This is a genomic window from Streptococcus suis YS161 (assembly GCF_002760245.1).
Lineage (GTDB): Bacteria > Bacillota > Bacilli > Lactobacillales > Streptococcaceae > Streptococcus > Streptococcus suis_I.
Map to the genome: position 1 here is coordinate 1 of NZ_ASCA01000063.1, position 6,271 is coordinate 6,271.

Here is a 6,271-nt window from a genome sequence, read left to right on the forward strand (position 1 = left end):
TGATTGTTTTTTTATTCTAGTGTACAGGTAAATCCACGAATTCTCAACTGGGGGTCTTTACATATTGTCTATACTTTCGCATTTTCAGGTAGTAGGGGCTGAGATGATGACACGAACTCTAAGAAGTGGAGCTGGGGTTTTTGACAAGCCTCACTCACCCAATCAAGTTAACAACGTCTGCTTTTGATTTTCGAAGAGTATCAGTTATGCTTGCGACTCGTTGCCTAGTACTAAATGCAAACTAAAATACTACAGGTTTGAGAATTTAGCATTTTCGCGTCGGTTGTGGTAAAATAATTGAGCATACCTACTTGATTTTTCGGGGGGGGGGTGGTACAATAGAAGAGAGTTTTTAAAATCGTCACGATGTAAAAATGGTTTCTGCACCTTGTTCCCATGTGAGCAAGGAAGTCGCAATTGTCGGAAACAGGCCCCCATAGAAGTAAAGAGAAACTTTTTTTGAGTGAAAGAATGAAACCGCAACCATCATTTCAGCACAAAGAAAGTTTATCACTACATCTTGGACGAAATCAGTTTTAAAAAGGGAGACAAAGTAGTCGAGCAAGGGCTTGTAAAGCTTGATACCATTTTTTTGTCATTTAGGATATAAAAATCAATAGAAGTGCGAAACGTTAGACTGTTCACCATTGGAGTTGTATAGACACAATGGATTCAGCAAGTGGCTAAGCATAGGAGAGGAAAGAAAAATGCAGTCGTGGAAAAAGGCAGTGAGTCAATGGTTACTCGCCTTGTTAGTAGTAGATTCTGTGGCAACGCCAGTCCTTGCCTTATCAGAAACGATTTCAGAAGGAGTAAGGATACGCGATACTTACATAAAAGACTATCAAGAGGATGCCTCTAAGTTATCGCTTACCATTGATAGGGGACAAACAAACACCGAGCAGCTGGTTGTCAAACTCAAAGCTGCAGAAGGAGAAATCAACGAGCAAGGATTGACCTTGGTGCTACAAAGCGGTCTGGCTTTGCAACAAAATGACCAAGGTCAGGATATACTTCCTGAAGGTTTCTACCGAGATGAGGCTTATAATGAAAATGATAGGAAGGTTGCAGCAGCAGGTAGCGACGCACTCGCGGCCGGCCTCGAACAATTACCGGTTTATGGCGAAGGCTACTATTCACTGAAAATCAAACCCAGTGCTGACCGCCCTGTCACCATAAATACAGATCCAAATGACAGTAGCAAGCGTTTTGAGGAACATGTTTTTGTCTTCAAAAAGGTTGCTGAGGTTCAGACTGGGGAAATGGTCGCGGTGACCAACGAGCATTATCTGACAATTCTTAAAGAAAATCAATCAGTATTTACCAACCAAGAAACGACAGAGCTAGATGCATCAACCGAGATTCCACGAGGTCCGGGCAGTATTACCATTCAGCTGAGAGCATACGAAGAGAATAATCCAGACCCTCAGGTTCCTCTGACAGAAAGTGAGTTTGAAATCTCCCTTGTAGACCATCCTGAGCAAAGGATGACAGGGAAGACAGACCAAAACGGAAATGTGACCTTTGAAAATATCGCACTGGGCACGTACACCATCAAGCAACTCACGTCGACTACAGACTACAATTTAGCTGAACAGATAGAAATTGTGGAGCTTACAGAAGCTGAGTCTGCTAAAACGGTTCTTGTTACCAACTATTCTTCAAAAGCAAATCAGACATCTGTGGCAACCGAGATTCCGAGAGGTCCCGGCAGTATTACCATTCAGCTGAGAGCATACGAAGAGAATAATCCAGACCCTCAGGTTCCGCTGACAGAAAGTGAGTTTGAAATCTCTTCGGTAGACCATACTGAGCAAACGATGGACGGAAAGACGGACTTAAACGGAAATGTGACCTTTGAAAATATTGCTCTAGGCACTTACAACATTAGGCAAATATCATCCGCATCAGACTACAATGTAGTTGAACAGATAGAAACAGTAGAACTAACAGAATCAGAGCCCTCCAAAACAGTTCGTATTATCAACCAACCAAAAGAAAGTTTGGCTCGTGCAACACGACGTTCACGCTCTGTATCAGAACGGGCTGCAGTGAATACAACCCTTGCCTCTGGTGTAGAGACCTACGGCATCACCTACGCCAATATTGATACCTTTGCCTACTATCAGTTCCAAGATGGATACAATACCTACGGTGCTGGTATGGACGTCAAGTGGAAACTACCAGCAGAAGCAAAAGAAGGTGATTACTTCACATTGAAGTTTGGGAATCAAATCTTGCTGAACCGTGCTCCGATGTATGATGATAACGAGACGGTTCCTTATGACCGTTTGGATAGTGTAGAGGACCGTTACACAGAAACACACATAGGAAATTTGTTCTTCCAGATTGTAACACGAGGCAGTGCTACCGAGCCTTCGGGGATTCCGATTTTAAATGTCTATTATACAAAGGCGGGTGAGCTGACCTTCGTCGTTCAAAAGTATGCCAATGATAAAGGGCCAATCGAAGGGGATGCCATCGTCGGTAAGCTGATTGATAAAACCAACCTGACGGCTATGACAGATGGTAATGGTCGTCACCGTAGTACACGGCGGATTCGTCCCAATGGAACGGATACAAAGTTAGAATGGGATGTCTATGACCTTGATGAACAGATTCAAAAATATGACTTCTATGAAGGTTTTTATCCTAACTTCATGCTGATGACGGAGCAGGCAGGAGCAACCGCTGCTAACGGAAATCCATGGTTCTTAGGGCGTAGCATTACCTACACCTCTCAATATATGGACACAACACCAGTGACTTTTCAAGATGCGAATGGAGATCCAAACTTGAGTGGTGTTTATGTCAACCAGCGGACCCAACTCTTTGAAAGACTGTATGACTTCGGTACAAATCATAACCAGACCACCTCTTTTGGTCGTGAAATTATCTTTCCAGTGTATGAGGATAGGACCTATCTTTACTACTATTTCGTATATAATGGAAATAGAAATCATAGTGGATCTGGGGCCTGGGAAATTTATCTACGACCAGAAGGAGCTGAGTTAGAGATTGTGGATGTCAAGCTCTTCCAAGGCTATAATGGTCAATATGCCAATAATCAGCCGACCTCTATGGTACCACCCATGGCTACCGTAGATCCCTACAATCCTGAAGCAGGCGAGCAGGTCTCAACAGGTAAGAGATTTACCAAGTACAATGCCACCGAGTGGAAGGCTGATTTTGGTGGTTCCGAGCAGCAGAATACCTATTTTGCGATTGTCAAGGCCAAAAAGAAAACACCAAGTCCTGAACCGCAAGACCTAAACAGGCTGAGCTACCACATGGGCATGCATGCTAGACAGACTATTTTTGTACTTCGTCCGTTCATTGACTACTACGTACCAACTGAGGGATTTGGTGCAGGTTGGTCACGATCAGAGACACCAAAGGACCTCTTGGGTGATTTCAAGATTAAGAAAACGGACCCAAATAAAGAAGTCGTCTATCCCAACTACCAAAAAGTCAATGGTGCTATTCAGTACCAAGACGATCATGGAAACACCTACACTTACAACAGTGCAACACAAAAATTTGTTGATGCTAATGGACAAAGTTTGACACAAAAGACAGATGCCCAAGGCAATCTCCTCTTTGAGGACAATCTCCATACTGTCTTTACGCAGCAAAAAAATGGTAGTACCATCACCTACCGTGATGCAAACGGAGTTGTCTATAGTAAGAAAGATGGCGAAGAGGACATTTACATCAGTGCAGACGGTAAGATTTTTAGACCTTCTCGACCACTTCTCAAAGACTACGAAGTAACGATCAAAGTGGAAAATACCGTTGTAACAGACGCTAATGGAGAAGTTTATCCACTTGCCAGTCAAACCAACGGTATCCTTGATGTGGTTGACCGATACGGAAACTTGTTGCGACTCCAAAAAACAACTAGTGGCTTAAATGCTTGGAAATATGACTCGACGAGAGGTGGATTTGTCAGCGCACAGGTAACTGCCCAAGGCAATGGTTATTATAAGATTTCAGCCCTGCCAATTTCGACAACGCATATCCGTCCAAAACTAACAGAGACCTTTAGTTTCAGGATTACCGACACAGTGACAGGACTTGTCTTCAATCATGAAGTTGACGAGTACGGCTATGCCATCTTCCCATCCTTGCTGGTAGGACATACCTATCGTCTTGAAGAAACCTCGGCACGAGTAGGGTATACCCGTACACCAAAAGTATACCTCTTGACAGTAACTGCTACAGGACAGATTACGATTACGGATGAGAATGGAGCACCAATCTCTGCAACGACTGATCCGTTATCAGTTGTAGATGCAAGCAATCTTCTTTATTCCGTTGTCAATGATGTCGTCCGCCTCAAAATCAAAAAGACTGATGAAGATGGCAATCTCATCACATCGGATAAAGCCACCTTTAAAGTCTATAAATCAGGCGATTATACGAAAAATGGCAACACCATTCAGCCAAACGCTGGAGCTGTACCAGTAGCGACCATTCAAACCTCGAAAGTGGATGGGACAAATACCCTCTACGGTGAGTCAGAAGCGGTTGTCATTCCAAACATTATGACCAATGTCAACTACGGCATTGTCGAAGAGACCGCCCCAGCAGGCTATCGTATCCTGACAACTGGTATCGAAGTGAAGCTAGTCCAAAGTGGTTCCAACTACGTCTGGCAACTGGTTTCAGGTGGAAACAATGCCAGTCTAGAATCAGATAATCTTACCCTCAAGGTGAAAAACAGAGCTGATTTAGCCACTCTTGTCATCACTAAGAAAATCAAGGGACTCGAAAGTCTGAACAACCTGATTACTTCATCCGTTACGTTCAAGTTGACCAAATTAAACGATACAAGCTTTAATCCAATCACTTTAAGGCAAAATGCTAATACAAGATTTGTGTTTAACAATTTATCAAAAGGCGTGTATCGTTTAGAAGAGACCGAACCACCGACAGGATATGTCAAATCCCCAACACCGTATACCGTTATCGTGGACAAAGGTCAAGCTAGCTTGTACCAATCTGGTCAAGGAACAACGACTCAGGCTACGGGACTAACAGTCATCAAGTCTAACCACTTTGACAATGCGCAAATCTGGGGAGTCAATACCGAAGATAGAGCCTTGGACGGAAACGACTCAACTGTTGCTCTCTACAAACTTGCCAATAGCCGATTAGAAGTTGGTCAATGGTGGGGAGTTGACCTAGGAGCGATAAAAAATGTCACCCATATCCGCTACCTCCAAGGACCAGTAACCGGTGCTGGTAGTGATAATGATAGAATGGATAGTCTAGAACTAGAATATTCTATCGATGGTCAAAACTACCAAAGCCTAGGCACCTACAATGCACCGAATGGTGGAAAACTTGGCGAAGTTGACACAGATAGCGATGTGATGGCACGCTATATCCGTGTCCGCAACCTCCGTCTCAAGACAGGTGTCTGGTTAGCCATCAAGGGGATGACCATCACTACAAGAAATCCAATCACTCCGTTGACAGGTGGGACACTTGCTATCGGAAATATCCAAAATCCAACAATACGGATTGAAAAACAGGATACAAATGGGCAAGTCATTTCACAAAATGTCACCTTTAAACTCTATAAGGTGGATGACGCAACGACAGTTGATAACGTCACAAATGCTATCCAAGAGAATAATTTAATTCAAACCTTCAACCTGCAAAATGGTAGTCTCACGACAGCAATGGACGTTAAGGTTCTTGGTAAATACGCTTTGGTGGAAACGCAAGCTCCGACAGGTTATACAGGGCTAGCTGCCCCAGTCCTCTTGGAACTTTATGAAGCCAGTCAACCACATAATGACCAGCTAAATAAGGCCGTCACACGCTTTAGAGTACTTAGTCAAACAGACAAGGTAACGGTTGATGATAGCACCACAGCAACGGACAATACCCTGAAAATGGTCGTCAAAAATGTGCGGAATACCTTCAATTTGAAGCTGTTGAAACGCGACCTTGCAAATCCAAATACCGGCCTCAATGCTCGCTTCGAACTCTACGATGCAAATGAAACAGCCGTGATTAGTCAAGGCAATACCACGCAGACAGGAAATAGCCTCACCTTCCAAAATCTGCAGCCAGGTATCTATGTCTTGAAAGAAGTAACACCGCCATCAGGCTATATCCAAGTAGACTCAGTTCGACTTGAAATCACGCAGGCAGGTCAATTACAAATCCTGTCAGGAGATACGGAGCTTCTACAAGTTGGTGCATCAAGTGGCAATACGCTTGAGCTCACGGTGAAAAACGACAGTAAGAAAACCCT

General features: G+C 43.7%; 1 protein-coding gene. It reads left to right on the top strand.

The window, feature by feature from the left end:
• Nucleotides 1–707: 707 nt before the first annotated feature.
• Nucleotides 708–6,271, top strand: a 5,564-nt coding sequence (locus SST111_RS08715) for an MSCRAMM family protein (protein WP_180274049.1), incomplete at its 3' end; no start/stop codon positions are given.